This window comes from Mesorhizobium sp. M0771 (genome assembly GCF_040320155.1).
In the GTDB taxonomy this organism is placed as follows: Bacteria; Pseudomonadota; Alphaproteobacteria; order Rhizobiales; family Rhizobiaceae; genus Mesorhizobium.
The window spans coordinates 555,944-575,361 of record NZ_JAMYPC010000001.1; the positions used below are offsets into that span (position 1 = coordinate 555,944).

Genomic DNA, 19,418 nt, shown 5'->3' on the forward strand with positions numbered 1-19,418 from the left:
CAAGCGACCAGGATCGCGGTACGCGCGAGACAGCGACTTCGGCGGAGGCCGGTCACTGAAGCGCGGCAAAACGCAACGAGACCAGGAGAACAGTCATGAGCGTTCAGGACATTGCCGAGAAGATGAGGTCGCGCGTGGCGAGCGCCGGGTTCGAACATTCCGTGAAGTTCGACACCGGCACCGACGGCGTCATCGTCATCGATGGCGCGACCGTCTCAAACACCGATGCGCCGACCGACTGCACCATCAAGCTGTCGCTCGACGATCTGGATTCGCTGATCGCCGGCGACCTCAATCCGACCATGGCGTTCATGTCCGGCAAGATAAAGGTCGAAGGCGATATGTCGGTCGCCATGGCGCTCAGCCAGCTGATCGGCTGAGCCCTTCGCAAAAACAAAACGCCGCCCTCGCTGAAATGCAAAGGACCGGCGGCGTTTGTTTGTGACCAATCAGGCGGCCAGCGAGAGCCTCTGTGTCTTGAGCTTGCGACCTGCAGCCTTCAGCGTGCCATGCGCGCCGTCGAGCGCACCATCGATCAGTTCCAGCGCGAGCAGGCGGTGCCGCTCGTACGGACCAGGCATGGCTAGCGCGCCGGTCTTCTCCGCCGAAAAGCCGAAGCGACCGTAATAAGGCGCATCGCCGACCAGCAGCACCGCGGCATGGCCGAGACGCGCGGCCTCGGCCAAAGCATGGCGCATCAGCGCCGAGCCGATGCCGGCGTTCTTCAGCGCCGGATCGACGGCGAGCGGTCCGAGCAGAAGTGCTCCCGGGCCGCCCTCGCCCAGACGTACGTCCCACAGCCGCACCGTGCCGGCAACCGCGCCGGCGGCATCCCGCACGACAAAAGCGAGACCTTCGGAAGGCCGGCGGCCACGCCGCAGCTTCTCCGACGATTTCTTGCGCCGCATCGGCCCCATGGCGCGATCGAGCAACGCTTCACGCGATCCAATGTCTGCCGCAGTTTCGGCGACGATGGGAATGGCGCCGGCCATCTCCCCCTCGGGGGGGGAGAATCCAATGCCGTCAATGTAATTTACAATGTCCATTTCCGCGATCCTTCACGAGCGGAGCTTGTTCCACAGGCGAACCCGGGCGGACGCAAACGTCCGCCTGGGGTGATCTGAAGGCCGAAGCCGTCAGATCACGTAGGATCGGAGAGGCTCGAAGCCGTTGAAGGCGACCGCCGAGTAGGTGGTCGTGTAGGCGCCGGTGCCTTCGATCAGCACATCGTCGCCGATGGTCAGCGACAGAGGCAGCGGATACGGCGTCTTCTCGTACATCACGTCGGCCGAATCGCAGGTCGGGCCGGCGAGCACGCAAGGTGCGGTCTCCGAACCGTCATGGCGGGTGACGATCGGATAGCGGATCGCCTCGTCCATCGTCTCGGCCAGACCGCCGAACTTGCCGATGTCGAGGAACACCCAGCGCACATTGTCGTTTTCGGCCTTCTTCGAGATCAGCACGACTTCCGACTTGATGACGCCGGCATTGCCGACCATGCCGCGACCCGGCTCGATGATGGTCTCAGGGATCGCATTGCCGAAATGCTTGCGCAGCGCCGAGAAGATGGCCTGGCCATAGGCCTGGGCCGCCGGCACGTCACGCAGATAGCGCGTCGGGAAACCGCCGCCCATATTGACCATCTTGAGGACGATGCCTTCATCGGCGAGCGTGGCGAACACCTTCTTGGCGTCGGCCAGCGCACGGTCCCACGCCGTCAGGTCGGTCTGCTGCGAGCCGACATGGAACGACACGCCATAGGCGTCGAGGCCGAGCGTCCTGGCATGGCGCAGCACGTCGACGGCCATCGCCGGCACGCAGCCGAACTTGCGCGACAGCGGCCACTCGGCGCCTTCGCCGTCGGTCAGCACGCGGCAGAACACGCGGGCGCCGGGAGCGACGCGGGCGATCTTGTCGACTTCCTCGACGCAATCGACGGCAAACAGCCGAATGCCGAGCTGGTAGGCGCGTGCAATGTCACGCTCCTTCTTGATGGTGTTGCCGAAGGAGATACGGTCCGCCGGCGCACCGGCGTCCATCGCCATCTCGACCTCGGCAACGGAAGCGGTGTCGAAGGATGAGCCCATCGCAGCAAGCAGGCGCAGGATTTCCGGCGCCGGATTTGCTTTCACCGCATAGTAGATCCGGGAATCGGGCAGCGCCTTTTCGAAGGCGCGAAAATTGTCGCGCACGACATCGAGGTCGACGACGAGGCAGGGGCCGGACGGACGTCGGGTGGCGAGGAAGTCGAGGATGCGCTGAGTGGCCATCGGGGTCTCTCCATTAACGCCTTGCGGCGCGCAATAAGGCTGCGGACGCGGGCTCTCGGCCTCGCGACGCGCGGTCAAACAAAGGCGGGACGGAAATTCATGGAACCAGCCGGTGGAGACCCCGGAACCATGAAACGCCGTCTCGCGGCGGTGAACCTTGGCCTTGCCCGGCCTCGGTTCGCTTTGTCTGCCTTGGCTTGGATGGGAGACCCGTCCGCACTGCCGGCAATGAAGGTGTGCCTCTTCAGTAACCCCGGTCTTTGGACGACCGGCAGAACACCAGAAAGGCCCGCACCGTCGTTGCTTCAAGGTGTCCTCGGGCTGGCGGTTGGCCGCTAGACCGACTGGAGGGGTTAGCTCCAGTTACCTTACCGATTTCCCTCACCATTCGAGGATCGGCGGACACCCACAGGCACGTGCGACTTTGGGCAAGCGCGATATAAGATCGAAAGATTTCACAATCAATAAAAATCGTATCCCAGGTTGTAAAATTTCCGGCATCGAACAATGCTGGGCCTACTGTATACGGATATCGAACGATGCCAGGCACGCACGGCCCGCTCAACGCCTTTCTTGACCTGCGCCGCATGCCGGTCGCCAATGCGGAACTGGGGCCGCTGGCCGGGCTCAGGCTGGCGGTAAAGGACATTTACGACGTCGCCGGCTACCGCACCGGTTGCGGCAATCCGGTGAAGTTCGACGAGGCGCATGCCGCGTCCAGCACGGCACCGGCCGTGCAGATGATTCTCGACGCCGGCGCGCGCTTCATCGGCAAGACGCAGACCGACGAGTTCGCTTTCTCGCTGATGGGCCAGAACGCGCATTTTCCGTTTCCGGTGAACCCGGCCGCTCCCGATCGCGTCACCGGCGGTTCCTCGTCAGGCTCGGCGGCGGCGGTGGCCGGCAAGCTTGCCGATATCGCTACCGGCTCGGACACCGGCGGCTCGATCCGCGCCCCGGCGAGCTTTTGCGGATTGATCGGGCTGCGCACCACGCATGGCCGCATTTCGCTCGAAGGCACGATGAAGCTGGCGCCGAGCTTCGACACATTCGGCTGGTTCGCCGACGACATCGAGACCTATGAGACGATTGGCAAATTGCTGCTCGGCCGCGACCCGCATCCGTATCCGCTCACCCGGCCGCTTTCGATCCGCTGGCTGGACGCTTTCGTGGCCGGCCCCGCTGAGGCAGCCGAATATGCCAGGATGAGAGCGCTGGCCGCCAGTCTTATCGGTGAGCCGGCGCCGGAAGAGTACAGCTTCGCCTCCTTCCCCGACGAGCTCTACTGGTGCTTTCGCCGCCTCCAGGCCGCCGAGGCCTGGCAGCAGCATGGCGCCTGGATCATTTCTGGCGAGCGCGATCTCGGGCCGGGCGTCGAGGAGCGCTTTGGTTTTGGCCGCACGATCGACGAAAAGACCGCGCGGGCCGAGGCGGTGCGCCGCCTGACGTTCCGCTCCGAGCTAGCCGCGCTGCTCGGCCAGGACGGGTTTCTTGTCCTGCCCACCGTTCCAGGCCCCGCACCTCTGGTCAAAAGCGAGCCGCAGCAGCTCCAGGCCTACCGCGAAAGGGCCTTGCATCTTTTGTGCCTTTCGGGTCTGTCAGGCTTTCCGCAAATCACCCTGCCGCTGGGCTCGGTTGACGGTGCCCCTTTCGGCCTCTCGCTGCTCGGCCCTCCCGGCAGCGACATTGCCCTGATACGGCTCGGCCGGCGAATTCTCGATGCGGCACGAAAGGCCTGATGATGGATACACTGACCCGCATGCGCGCCTTCATCGACGTCGTCGAGGCCGAAGGCTTTTCGGCGGCCGCGCGCAAGATCGGTCGCTCCAAGGCGCTGCTGTCGAAATATGTGCGCGAACTCGAGGACGAACTCGGCGCGCTGCTGCTCAACCGCACCACGCGGCAGTTCTCGTTGACTGAGGCTGGCCATACCTATTACAGCCGCGCTTCGGAAATCGTGCGCGAGGTCGACAGCCTAGCCGACGCCGTGCGCGAATCCTCCGGCGACGTGCGCGGCAGGATCAAGCTCTCCGCGGCGCGCACCTTCGCCGACGCGCCGATAGGCCTGTCGCTCATCGACTTCGCCAAACAGCATCCCGACATCGTGCTCGACATCCATCTCGACGACCGTTTTGTCGATCTGGTCGAGGAAGGTTTCGATCTTGCCGTGCGCATCTCGCGCCTGGAGAACTCATCGCTGATCGCCCGCCGCCTGGGGCCGTTTTCGATCAAGCTTTGCGCCTCGCCGGAGCTGATCGCCAAGCACGGCAAGCCGACGCGCCCGCAGGATCTCGCCAACTTGCCCTGCATCGTCGACACCAATGGCCGCTCGCTCGCCAACTGGCGCTTCAGGGGCGATGGCGAGGAGTCAGTCAGTGTCAACGTATCGGGTCCGATCGAGGTCAACAGCCCGATGGCCGCGCGAGCCGCCGCCGTGTCCGGTCTGGGCTTCACCATCCTGCCGGATTTCATCGCCGCGCCCGACCTCGCATCCGGGCTGCTGGTGTCCTTGCTCGACGACCGCATCCAGTCGGGCAGCGGCATTTTCGCCGTCTACCCGCACCGTCGCTATCTGCCGGCCAAGGTCCGTGTCTTCGTCGATTTCCTGGTGCAATGGTTCAAGAACCGCGAGAGCGCTTGAGCCGGTCCTGCCGTGCCGCGGTCCCAATTTCGCCCCGTTTCTGGTAACCTCTCGAAATCTCTCCGAGGCCGATGGAACAGCGACCGAGAATGCATCTGAAACGGCACGCAATCATGCTGGCTTCGGCCCTGGCGACGACTTTTGCCTCCGTCGGAGCGGCTGGAGCGCATCCTCATGTCTTCGCCGAGGCCCGCCTCGACGTGATCCTCTCGCCGGATCACCAAAGTGTGAAAGCGCTGCGTCACCTCTGGCGTTTCGATGATCTGTTTTCGAGTACGGTGATGATGGAGTTCGACAAGAACTCCGACCTGAAGCTTGACGACAAGGAGCTGAAGGATGTCGCCGACACAGTTCATGCCTCGCTGGCCGAATTCAACTATTTCCAGCTCGTCACCGTCGACGGCAAGGACGTGCCTATGACGCCGCCACCGCATCTGATGGCCAATTTCGACAACGACCAGTTGATCATCCTGTTCGAATCCGAACCCAAGGTGCCGATCAAGCTCGCCGGCAAGATCGATTTCGGCGTCTACGATCCAACCTTCTACACAGCGATCGACTTCACCGAGGATAGCAACATCACGGTGGAAGGCCTGCCCTCGAACTGCACCAAGAGCGTCATCCGGCCTGATCCAGACGAGGCGATCAAGGAAAACCAGAAGACCCTGACGGACGCGTTCTTCAACGACCCGACAGGCACCGACATGAGCAAGATCTTCGCCACCAAGCTCGAACTGAATTGCCCGCCAGAAGGATAGATCCGGTGATGAAACCGTCCCTGCGTTTGGCATTCGGCCTCGTGGCCGCTGCCCTGCTGATGACGCACTTTCTCGGGCAGGCCCATGCCCAGAGCTCACTCGGCATCGGCGTCAATGACGGCATGGCGCCCACCACCGGCCCGTTCGCCCACATCCTGATGTGGATCAATCTGCGCCAGCAGGAATTCTACCGCGCACTGGCCACGGCGATGAAAGCAATGCGCGAGGACGGCAGCAAGATGTGGCTGCTGATCGGCCTGTCCTTCGCCTACGGCATTTTCCACGCCGCCGGCCCCGGCCACGGCAAGGCGGTGATCTCGTCCTACATGGTGGCCAATGAAGTGGCGCTCAGGCGCGGTATCCTGCTGTCCTTCGTCTCGGCGCTGCTGCAGGGCCTGACCGCGATCCTGGTGATGCTGCTTGCCTATTTCGTCCTGCGCGGCACCGCGATCTCGATGACCGACGCAGCCTGGTTCATGGAGATCATGAGCTATGTCTTCGTCACTCTGTTCGGCGCCTGGCTGCTGTGGCGCAAGCTTAGGCCCACGGTCCAGCGCTGGTTCGGCAGGGCGCCCGCCTACAGCCTGTCGGCAGCCCACGCCGGTCATTCCCATGGCGGCCATTCGCATGCCGCTCACAGCCACGCGGCGCATGCGCATTCGCATGCCTTGCATGTGCATCACGACCATTCGCATGATCATCACGATCACGCTGCGCACGACCACGACACGCACGATCATTCCCATCACGACCACGCTCATCACGATCACGCCGCTCACGATCACCCAGCCGGCGAGGTCTGTGATACGTGCGGCCACTCACATGCGCCCGATCCGGCGCTGCTGTCGGGCGACCGCTTCGACTGGCGCACGGCCTGGTCGGCTGTAGCCGCCGTCGGCATCCGCCCCTGCTCCGGCGCGCTGATTGTGCTGAGCTTCGCTTTGCTCAACGGCCTGTGGCTCGGCGGCCTGCTCTCGGTGCTGGCGATGTCGATCGGCACCGCCATCACAGTCTCGGCGCTGGCGACGATCGCGGTGACAGCCAAGAACTGGGCGGTCTATTTCGCCGGCGACGGCCGCATGGGCAACCGCATCCACACAGTCGTCGAAATCGGCGGCGCCGCCTTCGTCTTCCTGTTCGGGCTGTTGCTGTTGTCGGCGAGCCTGTCCGGAGCTGTGTGACCTCGGCGGGTCAGGCCTGACCCGCGATCATTCCGCCCAGCTCATCCTCGATATGAGCGCGGATGATTTCATCGAAACTGTTTTCGGCGCTGAAGCCGAGGTCCCTTGCACGGCGCGCCTCGAAGCGCGTCGGCCAACCCTTGACGATCGCCCAGATCGTTTCGTCGGGCTCCTCACGGATCAGGCTCGCCACCTCGGCGCCTGCAGTGCGCTCCAGCGCCTCGATCTGCTCGCCGACGGTGACGGCAACGCCGGGCATGGTGAGGTTGCGGCGCGGCCCGACAGCGGCACCGTCGAGCCCGGCGGCATGGATCAGGAAACCGACCGCAGAGCGCGGGCTGGCATGGGTGTGCAGCACCGAGCGCGGCACCGGCAGGATCGCCTCGTGGCCGCTCAGCGGCTCGCGGATGATGCCGGAGAAGAAACCTGACGCCGCCTTGTTCGGCTTGCCGGGCCGCACGCAGATGGTCGGCAGCCTTATGCCGATGCCGTCGAAGAAGCCGCGCCTGGAATAGTCGGCCAGCAGCGCTTCGCTCATCTGCTTCTGCGTGCCGTAGGAGGTCAGCGGCGTCGGATGAAAGTCGTCCGGGATGACATCCGGGAACGGCGCGCCGAACACCGCGATCGACGAGGTGAAGACCAGACGCGGCGAAAAGCCCGCCAGCCGCACGGCGTCGAACAGCGCCCGTGTGCCGTCGAGATTGACGCGGTAGCCGAGATCGAAATTGGCTTCCGCCTCACCCGACACGATGCCGGCGAGATGGAACATGACGTCGGGGCGTGAGGCGACCAGGCTCTCGGCAGCACCGGCGTCGGCAAGGTCGCCGGTATGCGTGGCGATGCTGACGCCGTCCATCGCCGGCGCCTGCGGCGGCACGATGTCGTGCAGGTCGAGCCCGGTGATCTTGCGGCCGTTGAGCGTGCCGTCCTTGGCCAGCCGGTCGACAAGTTTGCGGCCGACCATGCCGGCGGCGCCAGTAATCAGGATGCGCATTTCAAAGCCTCTTATTTGCCCTTGTTCTGGCTGCGACCCCGCAACCAGAACACCAGAAAGAATGCCAGCACGAAGGCGATGCCGACGATGCCGGCAAGTACGGTCGAGACATTGCCGACGGCCAGCATCACGGTCGGCAGATAGAACGCCGCGATGCCGAACAGCAGCATGATCCAGGCTGCGGCAATCAGCGCGTTTCGCGTGTCGCGATCCATCATGCCGTCCCGCCACAGCGGGAACTCGTCAACTCGGATGCCAATGCCATGAAATTCCCTGTCAGTGATAATGGCCGTGATGCGGTGGCGCACCATGGTCGTGGTCATGATCGTGCTCGTCATGGCTGTCGGCGCACTGGCCGAATTCCGGTTCGACCGTCGCGTGGCTGATGCCGTGTTCGGCGGCGAGCCGCTTCTTGATGGCGCTGACCGCCTGGTGCGGATCGACGCCATCGTTGAGGCAGGCATGCAGCGTCGCCATGTTGCTGGAGCCGTCCAGCGACCAGACATGCATATGGTGCACCTCGCGCACGCCCTTGACGGTGCCGGCAATGTCCTTGGCGATGAGGTCGCGGTCGAGGCTTGCCGGCACGCCTTCGAGAAGCACATGAGCGGCTTCGCGCATCAGCGACCACGCGGTGGACAAGATCAGCACGGAGACCAGCACCGACAGAATCGGGTCGATCGGCGTCCAGCCGGTCGCCAGAATGACCAGCGCCGCCACGATCGCCGCCGCCGAGCCGAGCAGGTCGCCCAGCACATGCAGGATGGCGCCGCGCATGTTGAGACTGTCGCGGTCGCCGCCATGCAGCACGAAGAACGAGGCGATGTTGACCAGGAGCCCTATGATCGCCACCACCAGCATCGGCCCGCCCAGCACCGGCGCCGGCGTCATCAGCCGGCCCCAGGCTTCGTAGACGATCCACAGCGCAATGGCGAAGATGGCGATGCCGTTGGTGTAGGCGACCAGCGTCTTGACCCGGCCGAAGCCATAGGTGAGGCGCACGGTCGCCGGCCGTCCGCCAAGATGGAAGGCATACCAGGCAAGGCCGAGCGCGATCGAATCGGCGAGCATGTGGCCGGCGTCGGCCAGCAGCGCCAGTGATCCCGTCAAAAGGCCGCCAAGCACTTCGGCCACCATGAAGCCGGCGGTCAGGCAGGCTGCGATCAGCACACGCTTCTTGTCGGTCGAGCCATGCACGTGGCCGGCGCCATGCCCAGCATGCGAACCATGATCATGGCTGTGCGCCATCGGAAAAAACTCCTGTTACGCGCCGAACTCGGCGCGGAAATCCTCGAGCCGCCGCTTCTGCCGGCCTTCGCCATCGAAATTGGCGGGATCGAGCCATGCCTCATAGGCTTTGCGCAGCGCCGGCCATTCCTTGTCGATGATCGAGTACCATGCGGTATCGCGGTTTTCACCCTTGACCACAAGATGCTGGCGGAAAATGCCCTCGAACTTGAAGCCGAACCGTTCCGCCGCGCGCTTTGACGGCTCGTTGCGGTTGTTGCATTTCCACTCGTAGCGGCGATAGCCGAGCCCGTCGAAAATATACTTCATGAACAGGAACTGCGCCTCGGTCGCTGCCGGCTTGCGCGAGATCAGCGGCCCCCAATAGATGTTGCCGATCTCGATGACGCCATAGGTGGGATCGATGCGCATCAGCGTCTGTCGCCCGGCGACCTTGCCGCTGGCCTTGTCGATGACGGTGAAGAACAGCGGATCCTCGCTCGCCTCGACCTTATCCAGCCATGGCTGGAAATCGGCGCGGGTTTGCGGCGGGTAGTCGGGCAGCCAGGCAAAGCGTCCATCGATGTCGGGCACGGACGACGCCTCGTACAACCCATCGCCGTGCTTTTCGGCGCTCAGCGGTTCGAGCCGGACATAGCGGCCGTCAATGGGCTTGCGCTCGGGCCGCGGACGCGCTTGCCAATCTTTGAGATTTTCCGACACGCAAAACTCCAATCCGTTTGACTTTTGTGAGCAGACGCTCACAAAAACGCGACCTAACAGCAAGAACCACACGGACGGGAAAAATGCTCCACACGATTTCGGCCTTCGACCGCCTCGGCGAGGAAAACGCCTTTGCCGTGCTGGCGCGCGCCACTGCACTGGCTCAACAGGGCCGCGACATCGTCAATCTCGGCATCGGCCAGCCCGACTTCAAAACGCCGCAGCACATTGTCGACGCAGCGATCAAGGCGCTGCGCGACGGTCACCATGGCTACACCCCGGCCAACGGCCTGCTGGCGACGCGCGAAGCGGTGGTGCGGCGCACGCTGGCCACCACCGGCGTCGAGGTCTCGCCGGAAAATGTGATGATCCTGCCCGGCGGCAAGCCGACCATGTTCGCGGCCATCTTGATGTTCGGCGAACCCGGCGCCGAGATCCTCTATCCAGACCCAGGCTTTCCGATCTACCGCTCGATGATCGAGTTCACCGGCGCCGCGCCCATTCCGGTGCCGATCCGCGAGGAGAACGGCTTTGCCTTCTCGGCAGAAGAGACGCTGGCGCTGATCACGTCGAAGACGAGGCTCCTGATCCTCAACTCACCGGCCAACCCGACCGGCGGCGTCACGCCGCGCGCCGAGATCGAGAAGCTGGTGAAGGGACTGCAAGCGCATCCGCAGGTCGCTATCCTCTCCGACGAAATCTACGACGTCATGACCTATGACGGCGAGACGCATTTTTCGCTGCTCAATTTTCCGGAAATTCGCGACCGGCTGATCGTGCTCAACGGCTGGTCGAAGACATGGGCGATGACCGGCTGGCGCATGGGCTGGTCGATCTGGCCGAATGGCGACAAGGGCGCGCATCTCTACGACAAGGTGCGCAAGCTGGCGGTCAATTGCTGGTCCTGCGTCAACGCGCCGAGCCAGTTCGCCGGCATCTCCGCCATCGACGGCCCCCAGGACGATGTCGACAAGATGATGCGCGCCTTCGACAACCGCAGGAAGATCGTGGTCGAGGGGCTGAACGCGCTGCCCGGCGTCTCCTGCATCACGCCCAAGGGCGCATTCTATGCCTTCCCGAATGTTTCGAAGACCGGCTGGAAGGCCAAGAAGCTCGCCTCGGCACTGCTCGAGGAGGCCGGCGTGGCGCTGATCGGCGGCCCCGATTTCGGCATTCTCGGCGAAGGCTACATCAGGCTCTCCTACGCCAATTCCGAAGAGAACATCTTGCGCGCGCTGGAGCGGATCGAGTCGTTTTTGAAGAGGTAGGCCTTCGGCTCTTCACCCACGCCCCACGAACGGCATCTTGGTCGCCATCACCGTCATGAACAGCACATTGGCATCGAGCGGCAGGCTGGCCATGTGGACGACGGCGTCGGCGACGCGCTGGACGTCCATCACCGCTTCGGCGGCGATGGTGCCATTGGCCTGCGGCACGCCGACCGTCATTGCGTGCGCCATATCGGTCAGCGCGTTGCCTATGTCGATCTGGCCGCAGGCGATGTCATAGGGCCGGCCGTCGAGCGCCAGCGTCTTGGTCAGCCCCGATATGGCGTGCTTGGTCGCGGTGTAGGGCACCGAGCCCGGCCGTGGCGCATAGGCCGACACAGAGCCATTGTTGATGATGCGGCCGCCCATTGGCTTTTGCTTGCGCATGACGCCGAAGGCGGCGCGGGCGCATAGGAACGATCCGGTGAGATTGACGCCGACAATATCGTTCCAGACCTCGACCGGGATCTCGTCGATCGGCGTCGACTTGTAGCTCATGCCGGCATTGTTGAAGAGCAGGTCGACGCGGCCGAAGGCTGCGGCCACCGTCTCGAACAGGTCATCGACTTCGCCGGCCTTGCTGATGTCGCAGGCAACCGCCAGCGCCTTGGCGTCCGTTTTCCCGGCCTCGGTAATGGCGGCATCGAGCACCGCTTTGCGGCGGCCGCAAAACACCGTGTTCCAGCCCGCCTTGAGCAGCGCCGTGGCGACGCTCTTGCCGATGCCGGTGCCGGCGCCGGTAACAATGGCGGTTTTCTCTGTGAGGACTGTCATGATTTTGCTCCTGCGCGCCGCGCATCCCCGGCACAGATCGGGGTGCATCCGAATGCACCGACCCATCGCAAATGAGGGCGATCATGGCAAGCCGGACACTAATGTATGTCGCTCAAAAGTGGCCCCGGTTCTGAGAGAACGACATGCATCAGGACAAAAACATGAAGCGCCACGCGCTTTATGTGATCGGTCCGACAAAAAGGGCGGTCATTGGCGACCGCCCCCTGATCTGAACCGGGCTTGGGAGGAGGAAAAGCCGATCCGACTGACTAAAATCATGCGCTTCCTCGGTAAACGAGACGTTAACGCATTTTTTCCGGCCTCGGCGCCCCTGCCCCAGGCGCGCGGCTGCGTTGTCTACCAGCGCGGGTTCGGCGCCGTGCCTGACGGAACCGGCACCTTGGCCGCCGACACCGTCGCCTCGACATGATCGACGAGCGCATCCGGCAGGCCGAGCCGGCCGGCGAGCAGGTCGAGATAGCCGCGTTCGGCGCGCGTATCGGGGTCGATCGTCAGTCGGGACGCCGTGTAGAGCTCGAGCCTCTGCTCATCGGTCTTGGCGCCTGCGACCAGCGTATCGAGGTCGAGCGGGCTGTCCAGCTCGGCCATCAGAAACTTTTCCGCTTCCGTGCCGATGCCGGCCAGACTGAGCTTGCCGGCGATCTTTTGGCGTTCCGCGTCATCGACATGGCCATCGGCCTTGGCCGCCGAGATCATCGCCCGCACCAGGGTCAGCGTGAACTCGTCCTCCCCCTGTGGCGCCTGTGAAGGATGAAAGCCGGTGTCGGCGGGCGGCGGCAGCAATTCCGGCTGGCCGGCCGCCGGCGCCTGCTCGGGTGCATTGCCGGCCTTGTAATTCTGGTAGGCCTTGTAGGCGAGACCGCCGATCGCAGCCAGTCCGCCGAGCTTCACGGCCGTGCCGGTGACCTGCCGTCCCGTGCCGGTTCCAAGCAGCACCGCGGCCAGCGCACCGGCGGCCAGCGGATTGTCCTTGGCCATCTGCACAGCCTGCCCGGCCTTGTCGCGAACGGTGCCGGTTGTGCCGGGAACTTGCGAGCCGAGCAGATCGTCGAGAAGCTTCTTGGGGTCGAACATGGTGCCTCCAGAAAAGGGCCCGCGCCAACGTGGACGGGCAGGTTTTGGACGTTGCAGACGTAGGTCCCGATTGTTGACATTACAATGACGGACCGGCGCTTTGCTATCGGCGCCGGCAATGCCGCAAATCAAATTCGATGTGTCGAAACCCGCCTCGGCTTCGGTTAGTGTCGCCGCAACGTCGGCGAGGGAGGAGTTTTGCCGTGACCGATCAGCCAGACCGCGACCAAGCACGAGATCCCCAGGATCTGGAGCGCCTGCTAATTGATCGGCAATGGGCGGGAGACATTGAGGGCATGGTAGCGCTGTTCGAACCCGATGCCGTCATCGACACCGGAGCAGCCGAATTGACGCGTGGCCATGAGGCGATCCGCGCTTTGTTCGAAGCCTTTGCCGCGAGCTGGCGAAAATTCCAGCGCGGCGAGCAGCGCCCGGCGGCCATTAACGGCGAACTCGCGTTGACGTCGACCAGGCTTGCCGACGGCTCGATAACCTCAGAGGTCGCGCGCCGGCAGGCCGACGGCACATGGCTGTGGGTGATCGACCGCTATTCTGTCGTGTGGTGATCCAGTCAGGGCGTCGGCGGCACTTAACTGCCGATATGTCCCCTGCCCTGCGCCTGCGCAAGTTCGACCTGGCGCTGGCGCTCGGCATAGCGGGTGCGATCCTCATCCGAGCGTGCCTCGTAGCAATGCGGGCATGACACGCCGGTGGAAAAATGCGGCGACAGCCGGTTCTCCGGCGTCAGCGGATGCCGGCAGGCGCGGCAGAGTTCGGCCTCGCCTTCGGTCAACCCATGCGACACCGAGACCCGCTCGTCGAAGACGAAACACTCGCCCTGCCACAGGCTGTCTTCGGCCGGCACCTCTTCGAGATATCTGAGGATGCCGCCCTTGAGATGGAACACATCCTCGAAGCCGAGCGACTTCACATAGGCCGTCGCCTTTTCGCAGCGGATGCCGCCGGTGCAGAACATCGCAACCTTGCGGCCGTCGAGTTGGTCGCGGTGTTTTTCCACCCAGGCCGGGAATTCGCGAAAGCTCGACGTGCGCGGGTCCACCGCGCCCTCGAACGTGCCGATCGACACTTCGTACGCGTTGCGTGTGTCGATGACGATGGTGCCGGGGTCCGAGATCAGCGCGTTCCAGTCGGCCGGCGCGACATAGGTCCCCGCACCCGTCGCCGGGTCGAGGTCTTCGACGCCCATGGTGACGATCTCGCGCTTCAGCCGCACCTTCATGCGATGGAACGGCATTTCGGCGGCAGTGCTGTATTTGACCTCGAGATCGGCAAGACCCTCGATGGCCTCGAGATAAGCGATCAGGTCGGCTATGTCGGTTTCGCTGCCGGCGACCGTGCCGTTAATGCCCTCCTGCGCCAGAAGCAGCGTGCCCTTGATGCCGCGCCCGCAGCAGAAGGCGGCAAGCGGCGTGCGCAAGACCCGCAGCGCGTCGAAGTCGCCCAGCCTCGCAAATTTGTAGAGCGCGGCGACGCGCACGGGTTCATGGTTGGTCATCGCCAAGCCACTAGACCGTGGTCAAAGCGGATTCAAGGCAGAGCTAAAGACACTTCGTCGGTATTCGCCCGCAGGCTCGTTGGCCGACATGTGACATCGCGGCAGGCCGAGTTTCGTGGACTCGGAATCGGCCTTCTGCTAATCGGTTGAAATCACCCAGGGAGAGAAAAGCCAATGCCCAGCAAGACCGAAAAGCTCCTGTCGCTGCTCAATGGCCAGCCGGTCATTCCGGTGCTGAAGATCGCCAATGTCGCGGACGCCGTCCCGCTCGCCCAGGCGCTGGCCGCCGGCGGCCTGCCGGCGATCGAGATCACGTTGAGAACCGCCGATGCGCTGGAAGCGATCCGCCGCGTGGCCGGTGAGGTCGAGGGCGCCATTGTCGGCGCCGGCACAATTCTCGATGCCAAGCAGTTCGACCAGGCAGCGGCGGCTGGCTCGAAGTTCATCGTCAGCCCCGGCATCACGCGCGAGTTGCTGGCGGCGGCCAAGGACAGCGACGTTCCCTTGCTGCCCGGCGCCATCACGCCCGGCGAGATCATGGCTGCCCGCGAGGCCGGCCTGCGGTTCCTGAAATTCTTCCCGGCCGAACAATCCGGCGGCATCGCCTCGCTGAAGGCCTTTGCCTCGCCGCTGGCCGACGTGAAATTCTGCCCGACCGGCGGCATCTCGGCCAAGAACGCCGCCGACTATCTCAGCCTGTCCAACGTTATCTGCGTCGGCGGCTCGTGGGTGGCGCCGGACGAGTTGGTCAAGGCCGGCAAGTGGGATGAGATCGAGGCGCTCGCACAGACCGCGAGCAAGCTCGGAAAATAACCTCCGCTACTTTATCTTTGCGCAATCCCAAGGGAAGCGCTCCGCGCTTTCCCGGGAAAATCACAGTGTTCCCGGAATTGCACTCGGCACAAAAACCCGCCAGCTGCGCCGACCGGGTTTGCTACGCGTTGAGATTTTGGTTCCCGCTCAAGGGCTCGAACCTCGATTCACGCCTTCAAAGGGCGCTGTCCTACCATTAGACGAAGCGGGAATGCAGCTTGGTGGTTAGCATTCTGTGGCGATGGAAGCCAGTGCTCGAGATCTCGCTAAAAACAAAAGCCGCACGGGTTGCCCAGCGCGGCTTCGAGTCGATAACGCCCCGGTCACGCCCTTACTTCGTCTGGAAGCGGGCGACCGAAAGGAATTTTACGGCATTGCCGGTGAAGCGGTTGGCATCGGCCATCTGGTTGTCCGCCTGGAAGCCTGCGGTGTAGACCTCGCTCGGCGGCGTATGCACGATGTTGTAGGCATAGCGCGGCGCAGTCGTCGGGCTGGAAACGGTGGCGATGTTGTCGCCGCTGCTCAGCGCCCAGCGCGTCGCCTGCGGTTCGGCCGCCACCACCACTGCCTTCGGTCCTGGCTTCAGGTCGCGAGCCGAAGCCCTTGCTTCCTTGCGTGTCGTCTTGACGCCGGCGCCGATCACCGAGGCTGGATCGGTACCGGCGGGACGGGCAGCAATAGCACCGCGCGGCGATGCGGCATCGACACCTGACGGATCGTTGAACGCCGAGCGAGGCTCGAGCGACGCAACCTGATAGTCGTCGGTAGCACCGGCTGTATCGGCGGCGCTGGCCTGTTCGAGAACCGCCTTGACCTCGTCCGGACGCTGCGACGGCAGCACCGAGAACGCGTCGGTTGCGGTCTGCTTGTGGGCAGCCGTATCGGCCAGCGCCAGCAGAACGCCCTTGTCCTGCGGCGCAAGCTCAGCCGGCGGCGAAGAGCGGTCGGGACGCCAGGTCGGCAACGGGACGTTGACCGCGACCTGCGCCGGAGCGGCAGCTTGATCGGCCCCCTGGTCGGCATTGCTCGCATCGGCCGTGCCGAACGGCACATTGGCCGGCGCCTGCGCCGTCGCCACCGTCTGTTCGGTGGTGGCATCGGCCACGCCGAACGGCACGGTCTCAGGTTGTTGCGCGCCGACATCGGCCTTCGGCCGCGGTGCGAAAGCGGGCAGCGGCACTTCCTTGGCGGGCAGCGCGGCGATGATCGTCTCCGGCGTGTCCTGCGGCTCCGAATCGTCAGCGCTGTCGTCGGCAAGCTGCGGAATGTTGGCGCGCTTGGCGTTCTGCGGCGACACGATCGCGATGCCAGGCAGATTGCTGTTGTTGTTGCTCGTGGCAGCCAGCACCGGCTTCACGCTTCTCGGCGGCGGCGCGGCGGTAGCGACATCGGCGCTGTCGTCGGCTTCGTCTTCACCGCCACCGCCAAAGAACGCGGACAGGAAGCCACCGGATTTCTTGGTGCTGCCGCCTGCGCTGGCCATCATGATGGCAGGAGAACCGGCGCCCTTGCGCGCCTTGTAGGAGGCGAGCGCTTGGTCATAACCCGGCAACGGCCTGCCGTCGCTCGGCACATGCAGCGTCTTGCCATTGGGGAACAGGCTGACCAGTTCCTGGCGGCTGATGCCTGGCCAATGCCGCACATTGCCGACGTCCATGTGGACGAAGGGCGAACCCGACGACGGATAGTAGCCGACGCCGCCGCCCTGCATCTTCAGGCCGATGTTGCGCAGCTTTTTCAGCGGCACACCCGGAATGTAGAAGTCCATCGCCTTGCCCAGCATATGCTGGCTTTCCTTGGCGACACCGCGGCTGCGGCTGCGCAGCATCGAATTGGTCGACGGCGAGCGATAGCCGCAAACGACCTGGATGTAGTCGGTGGCGCCGGCCTGCCGGTAAGCTTCCCAGACCAGATCGAGCAGGCGCGGATCCATCTTGGTCGGTTCGTTGCGACGCCAGTCGCGCAGGATGATGTTGATCTTCCTGAGGCCTGCCGGATCGTAGCGGCCATTGCGCTTGTAGACGATCTCGGCCTTTTCGTGCGTGTGGAGGTGATAGAGCTTGAGCGAGCGCGTTTCAGCGCTGGCGCCGGCAGCAGTTGCGGCGAGGAAAGCGAACGCAACGATCAACGCTGCCAGCCATCTCGGCCAGACGCCCATGTGATCGCGCCACCCGTTTCTGTGTCGTTCGACTTTGTTCAAATCAAAAGGCCTTGCAGGCTGCCGTTTGTCCCCGGATTTGTCCAAACGGATGCGTGGTTCTCACATCCGAATATCGATCCTAATGGTTAATCATCGCTTATTGAAGCCGAAATGCGGTAACACCGTGGCGATATCCCGTCAAAAATAATACACAGGATTTCTTGGTAAACTGCTGGTTTAGATCAAGATTCAGCCTTTTCCCGCTACACGATCTGTTACCGCTGGCCTTAATGCGTGAACAACGCTGTCCGCATCAGCCATATTCCCGCCCCAACCCTTATGCAGCGCCGGATGTGGCATGGCAAGCTGGTCCCGGCCTTGCGTTGGCAAGCTGTGGAATTCGGCGTTCAGGAGGCAAGGCGGTCGAGGCGGCCGGTTTCCGGGTCGATGCCGTATTCCTTGAGCTTGCGGTAGAGCGTCGAGCGGCCGATGCCGAGACGCCGTGCGACCTCGCTCATCTGGCCGTTGTAATGGTCGATGGCGAGCTTGATCATTTCGAGTTCGACATCGGCCAGCGCACGCACATTGCCACGCTCGTCCAGCGCCCTCAATGTGCCGAAACGCTGAAGCAACCTGGCCGGAGGGGCGAACTCGGCAGCTGCAGTACCGGCATCATCAGTCTGCGCGCCATCGCCTTGCGATCCGGTGCTCAAGGCCATGCCGGGGTCCGACAAGGACGCATCGGCGTCGAGATTGACGGTGCCGTCGACCTGCGCCCGGATCTGCGGAAATTCGTCAGTCGTGAGCACATCGCCTTCGGCAAGCACCGAGGCCCTGAACACGGCGTTTTCCAGCTGCCTGATGTTTCCCGGCCAATCATAGGCCTGCAGCATGGCCAGTGCGGCATCCGAGATGCCGTGCAGGCGATTGCCCGCCGGCGCCACCTTGTCCATGAAATGCTTGACCAGATAGGGGATGTCGTCGCGGCGGTCGCGCAGCGGCGGCACGACGATCGGGTAAACGTTGAGCCGGTAGAACAGGTCCTCGCGAAACTTGCCGTCCTTGACCTGCTGCAGAAGGTTGCGGTGCGTGGCCGAGATCAGCCTGATGTCGACCCTGACGGTGGAACGGCCGCCGACCGGATCGACCTCGCCATCCTGCACGGCGCGCAACAGCTTGACCTGCACGTCGAGCGGCAGGTCGCCGATCTCATCCAGGAACAGGGTGCCCGAATGCGCCTCGACGAACTTGCCGGTGTGCTTTTCGGTGGCGCCGGTGAACGAACCTTTTTCGTGACCGAACAGGATCGATTCGACCAGATTGTCGGGGATGGCGCCGCAATTGACGGTGACGAACGGCTTTGTGCGGCGTTCGCCGCTGCCCTGGATGGCGCGCGCCACCAATTCCTTGCCGACGCCCGATTCGCCCTCGATCAGGATCGGGATGTTGGAGGCCGCAGCCTTCTGGCCGAGGCGGATCACCCGGTCCATCGCCGGGCTGTGCGTGATCATGTCCTTGAAGGTCAGGTGGCCGCCGCGACGCCGCGACGTGCGCTTGACCTCGTCCTCGACCGCCTCGACCTTGAGCGCGTTGCCGACCGCGGTCTGCAGCCGGTCGGGAGACGCCGGCTTGACGACAAAATCGAAGGCGCCGTGGCGCATCGCCGAAACCACCGTTTCGATGCCGCCCTGCGCAGTCTGCACGATGACGGGAACAGTGATGCCGCGCTCGCGCATCGCCTTCAGCACGCCGATGCCGTCGAGGCCCGGCATGACAAGGTCGAGGATGACTGCCGAAATATCCCTCGCATTGGGTCCGTCAAGCGCGCTCAGACCGGCCTCGCCGCCATCGGCAACGATGGCGCTGTGGCCGAATTTCGTCACCGCCGCCTCGAGCAGCCGGCGCTGCACGGGATCGTCATCGACTATAAGAATGGAACCTGTCATGACTGATTTGAGTTGCCCGCCTGGGAAATTCCCATGGATCATCTTGGCACAGGGTTCTAAACAAGGTTTCAA

General features: G+C 63.9%; 19 protein-coding genes and 1 tRNA gene. 8 read left to right on the forward strand and 12 right to left on the reverse strand.

Annotation, left to right across the window (positions count from 1 at the left end; translation table 11 throughout):
* Positions 1-95 precede the first annotated feature (95 nt).
* The gene (locus tag NKI05_RS02705; RefSeq protein ID WP_023714024.1) at positions 96-380 is read left to right on the forward strand and encodes an SCP2 sterol-binding domain-containing protein; all 285 of its coding nucleotides are present in this window, start codon (positions 96-98) and stop codon (positions 378-380) included.
* A gap of 69 nt (positions 381-449) precedes the next feature.
* On the opposite strand, the gene NKI05_RS02710 is transcribed toward NKI05_RS02705, so the two are convergent.
* Positions 450-992 carry a GNAT family N-acetyltransferase gene (locus NKI05_RS02710; RefSeq protein WP_023814605.1) on the reverse strand — a complete coding sequence of 181 codons (543 nt, stop codon included), beginning with the start codon at positions 990-992 and terminating at the stop codon, positions 450-452.
* Positions 993-1,136: 144 nt separating this feature from the next.
* On the reverse strand, positions 1,137-2,270 hold the full coding sequence (odc2, locus tag NKI05_RS02715; protein ID WP_023671923.1) for an ornithine/lysine decarboxylase: 1,134 nt from the start codon (positions 2,268-2,270) through the stop codon (positions 1,137-1,139).
* Between the two features lie 539 nt (positions 2,271-2,809).
* Here odc2 and NKI05_RS02720 point away from each other — a divergent pair.
* From NKI05_RS02720 to NKI05_RS02735, 4 genes are all read left to right on the forward strand, one after another.
* Positions 2,810-4,009, forward strand: coding sequence for an amidase (locus tag NKI05_RS02720; protein ID WP_023740970.1), 1,200 nt, complete (start codon positions 2,810-2,812; stop codon positions 4,007-4,009).
* 2 nt (positions 4,010-4,011) lie between these two features.
* Complete coding sequence (locus NKI05_RS02725) at positions 4,012-4,911, forward strand: LysR family transcriptional regulator (protein WP_023814606.1); 900 nt, start codon at positions 4,012-4,014, stop codon at positions 4,909-4,911.
* 89 nt (positions 4,912-5,000) lie between these two features.
* Positions 5,001-5,669, forward strand: coding sequence for a DUF1007 family protein (locus NKI05_RS02730; protein ID WP_023671926.1), 669 nt, complete (start codon positions 5,001-5,003; stop codon positions 5,667-5,669).
* Positions 5,670-5,677: 8 nt separating this feature from the next.
* A complete protein-coding gene (locus NKI05_RS02735) occupies positions 5,678-6,850 on the forward strand; it encodes a nickel/cobalt transporter (RefSeq protein ID WP_502898752.1) in 1,173 nt (390 codons plus the stop codon).
* A 10-nt stretch (positions 6,851-6,860) separates the two neighbouring features.
* On the opposite strand, the gene denD is transcribed toward NKI05_RS02735, so the two are convergent.
* From denD to NKI05_RS02755, 4 genes are read right to left on the reverse strand one after another with little or no spacing between them, the layout of a single operon-like run.
* Positions 6,861-7,844, reverse strand: a complete 984-nt coding sequence (denD, locus tag NKI05_RS02740; RefSeq protein ID WP_023710956.1) for a D-erythronate dehydrogenase — start codon at positions 7,842-7,844, stop codon at positions 6,861-6,863.
* A gap of 11 nt (positions 7,845-7,855) precedes the next feature.
* Entirely contained in the window at positions 7,856-8,062 is a 207-nt protein-coding gene (locus NKI05_RS02745; RefSeq protein WP_023686390.1) for a hypothetical protein, read from the reverse strand.
* A gap of 58 nt (positions 8,063-8,120) precedes the next feature.
* The gene (locus NKI05_RS02750) at positions 8,121-9,092 is read right to left on the reverse strand and encodes a cation diffusion facilitator family transporter (protein ID WP_023814608.1); all 972 of its coding nucleotides are present in this window, start codon (positions 9,090-9,092) and stop codon (positions 8,121-8,123) included.
* A gap of 15 nt (positions 9,093-9,107) precedes the next feature.
* The gene (locus NKI05_RS02755; RefSeq protein WP_023701049.1) at positions 9,108-9,794 is read right to left on the reverse strand and encodes a GNAT family N-acetyltransferase; all 687 of its coding nucleotides are present in this window, start codon (positions 9,792-9,794) and stop codon (positions 9,108-9,110) included.
* 83 nt (positions 9,795-9,877) lie between these two features.
* Here NKI05_RS02755 and NKI05_RS02760 point away from each other — a divergent pair, with 83 nt between their 5' ends.
* Positions 9,878-11,062, forward strand: coding sequence for a pyridoxal phosphate-dependent aminotransferase (locus NKI05_RS02760; RefSeq protein WP_023707642.1), 1,185 nt, complete (start codon positions 9,878-9,880; stop codon positions 11,060-11,062).
* 12 nt (positions 11,063-11,074) lie between these two features.
* Here NKI05_RS02760 and NKI05_RS02765 read toward each other — a convergent pair whose 3' ends face one another.
* Together NKI05_RS02765 and NKI05_RS02770 are read right to left on the reverse strand one after the other, a co-directional pair.
* Entirely contained in the window at positions 11,075-11,836 is a 762-nt protein-coding gene (locus tag NKI05_RS02765; RefSeq protein WP_023683264.1) for an SDR family oxidoreductase, read from the reverse strand.
* Between the two features lie 357 nt (positions 11,837-12,193).
* The gene (locus NKI05_RS02770) at positions 12,194-12,931 is read right to left on the reverse strand and encodes a tellurite resistance TerB family protein (RefSeq protein WP_023671935.1); all 738 of its coding nucleotides are present in this window, start codon (positions 12,929-12,931) and stop codon (positions 12,194-12,196) included.
* Positions 12,932-13,134: 203 nt separating this feature from the next.
* Here NKI05_RS02770 and NKI05_RS02775 point away from each other — a divergent pair, with 203 nt between their 5' ends.
* The gene (locus NKI05_RS02775; protein WP_023733472.1) at positions 13,135-13,497 is read left to right on the forward strand and encodes a YybH family protein; all 363 of its coding nucleotides are present in this window, start codon (positions 13,135-13,137) and stop codon (positions 13,495-13,497) included.
* A 23-nt stretch (positions 13,498-13,520) separates the two neighbouring features.
* Here the strand turns inward: NKI05_RS02775 and trhO are convergent, their stop codons facing one another.
* A complete protein-coding gene (gene trhO / locus NKI05_RS02780; protein ID WP_023704004.1) occupies positions 13,521-14,447 on the reverse strand; it encodes an oxygen-dependent tRNA uridine(34) hydroxylase TrhO in 927 nt (308 codons plus the stop codon).
* Positions 14,448-14,621: 174 nt separating this feature from the next.
* Here trhO and NKI05_RS02785 point away from each other — a divergent pair, with 174 nt between their 5' ends.
* Complete coding sequence (locus NKI05_RS02785; RefSeq protein WP_023704005.1) at positions 14,622-15,260, forward strand: 2-dehydro-3-deoxy-phosphogluconate aldolase; 639 nt, start codon at positions 14,622-14,624, stop codon at positions 15,258-15,260.
* Positions 15,261-15,397: 137 nt separating this feature from the next.
* Here NKI05_RS02785 and NKI05_RS02790 read toward each other — a convergent pair.
* From NKI05_RS02790 to NKI05_RS02800, 3 genes are all read right to left on the reverse strand, one after another.
* Positions 15,398-15,471 (reverse strand) — tRNA-Gln (locus NKI05_RS02790).
* A gap of 120 nt (positions 15,472-15,591) precedes the next feature.
* Positions 15,592-17,418, reverse strand: a complete 1,827-nt coding sequence (mepK, locus tag NKI05_RS02795; protein ID WP_023671939.1) for a peptidoglycan L,D-endopeptidase MepK — start codon at positions 17,416-17,418, stop codon at positions 15,592-15,594.
* A gap of 389 nt (positions 17,419-17,807) precedes the next feature.
* A complete protein-coding gene (locus NKI05_RS02800; RefSeq protein WP_023814609.1) occupies positions 17,808-19,346 on the reverse strand; it encodes a sigma-54-dependent transcriptional regulator in 1,539 nt (512 codons plus the stop codon).
* Between the last annotated feature and the right edge of the window lie 72 nt (positions 19,347-19,418).

Bases quoted from the DNA above. Each gene is read 5' to 3' on its own strand.
- NKI05_RS02705 (WP_023714024.1), top strand. From the start codon at position 96: ATGAGCGTTCAGGACATTGCCGAGAAGATGAGGTCGCGCGTGGCGAGC.
- NKI05_RS02710 (WP_023814605.1), bottom strand. From the start codon at position 992: ATGGCCGGCGCCATTCCCATCGTCGCCGAAACTGCGGCAGACATTGGA.
- odc2 (WP_023671923.1), bottom strand. From the start codon at position 2,270: ATGGCCACTCAGCGCATCCTCGACTTCCTCGCCACCCGACGTCCGTCC.
- NKI05_RS02720 (WP_023740970.1), top strand. From the start codon at position 2,810: ATGCCAGGCACGCACGGCCCGCTCAACGCCTTTCTTGACCTGCGCCGC.
- NKI05_RS02725 (WP_023814606.1), top strand. From the start codon at position 4,012: ATGGATACACTGACCCGCATGCGCGCCTTCATCGACGTCGTCGAGGCC.
- NKI05_RS02730 (WP_023671926.1), top strand. From the start codon at position 5,001: ATGCATCTGAAACGGCACGCAATCATGCTGGCTTCGGCCCTGGCGACG.
- NKI05_RS02735 (WP_502898752.1), top strand. From the start codon at position 5,678: ATGAAACCGTCCCTGCGTTTGGCATTCGGCCTCGTGGCCGCTGCCCTG.
- denD (WP_023710956.1), bottom strand. From the start codon at position 7,844: ATGCGCATCCTGATTACTGGCGCCGCCGGCATGGTCGGCCGCAAACTT.
- NKI05_RS02745 (WP_023686390.1), bottom strand. From the start codon at position 8,062: ATGATGGATCGCGACACGCGAAACGCGCTGATTGCCGCAGCCTGGATC.
- NKI05_RS02750 (WP_023814608.1), bottom strand. From the start codon at position 9,092: ATGGCGCACAGCCATGATCATGGTTCGCATGCTGGGCATGGCGCCGGC.
- NKI05_RS02760 (WP_023707642.1), top strand. From the start codon at position 9,878: ATGCTCCACACGATTTCGGCCTTCGACCGCCTCGGCGAGGAAAACGCC.
- NKI05_RS02765 (WP_023683264.1), bottom strand. From the start codon at position 11,836: ATGACAGTCCTCACAGAGAAAACCGCCATTGTTACCGGCGCCGGCACC.
- NKI05_RS02770 (WP_023671935.1), bottom strand. From the start codon at position 12,931: ATGTTCGACCCCAAGAAGCTTCTCGACGATCTGCTCGGCTCGCAAGTT.
- trhO (WP_023704004.1), bottom strand. From the start codon at position 14,447: ATGACCAACCATGAACCCGTGCGCGTCGCCGCGCTCTACAAATTTGCG.
- NKI05_RS02785 (WP_023704005.1), top strand. From the start codon at position 14,622: ATGCCCAGCAAGACCGAAAAGCTCCTGTCGCTGCTCAATGGCCAGCCG.
- mepK (WP_023671939.1), bottom strand. From the start codon at position 17,418: ATGGGCGTCTGGCCGAGATGGCTGGCAGCGTTGATCGTTGCGTTCGCT.
- NKI05_RS02800 (WP_023814609.1), bottom strand. From the start codon at position 19,346: ATGACAGGTTCCATTCTTATAGTCGATGACGATCCCGTGCAGCGCCGG.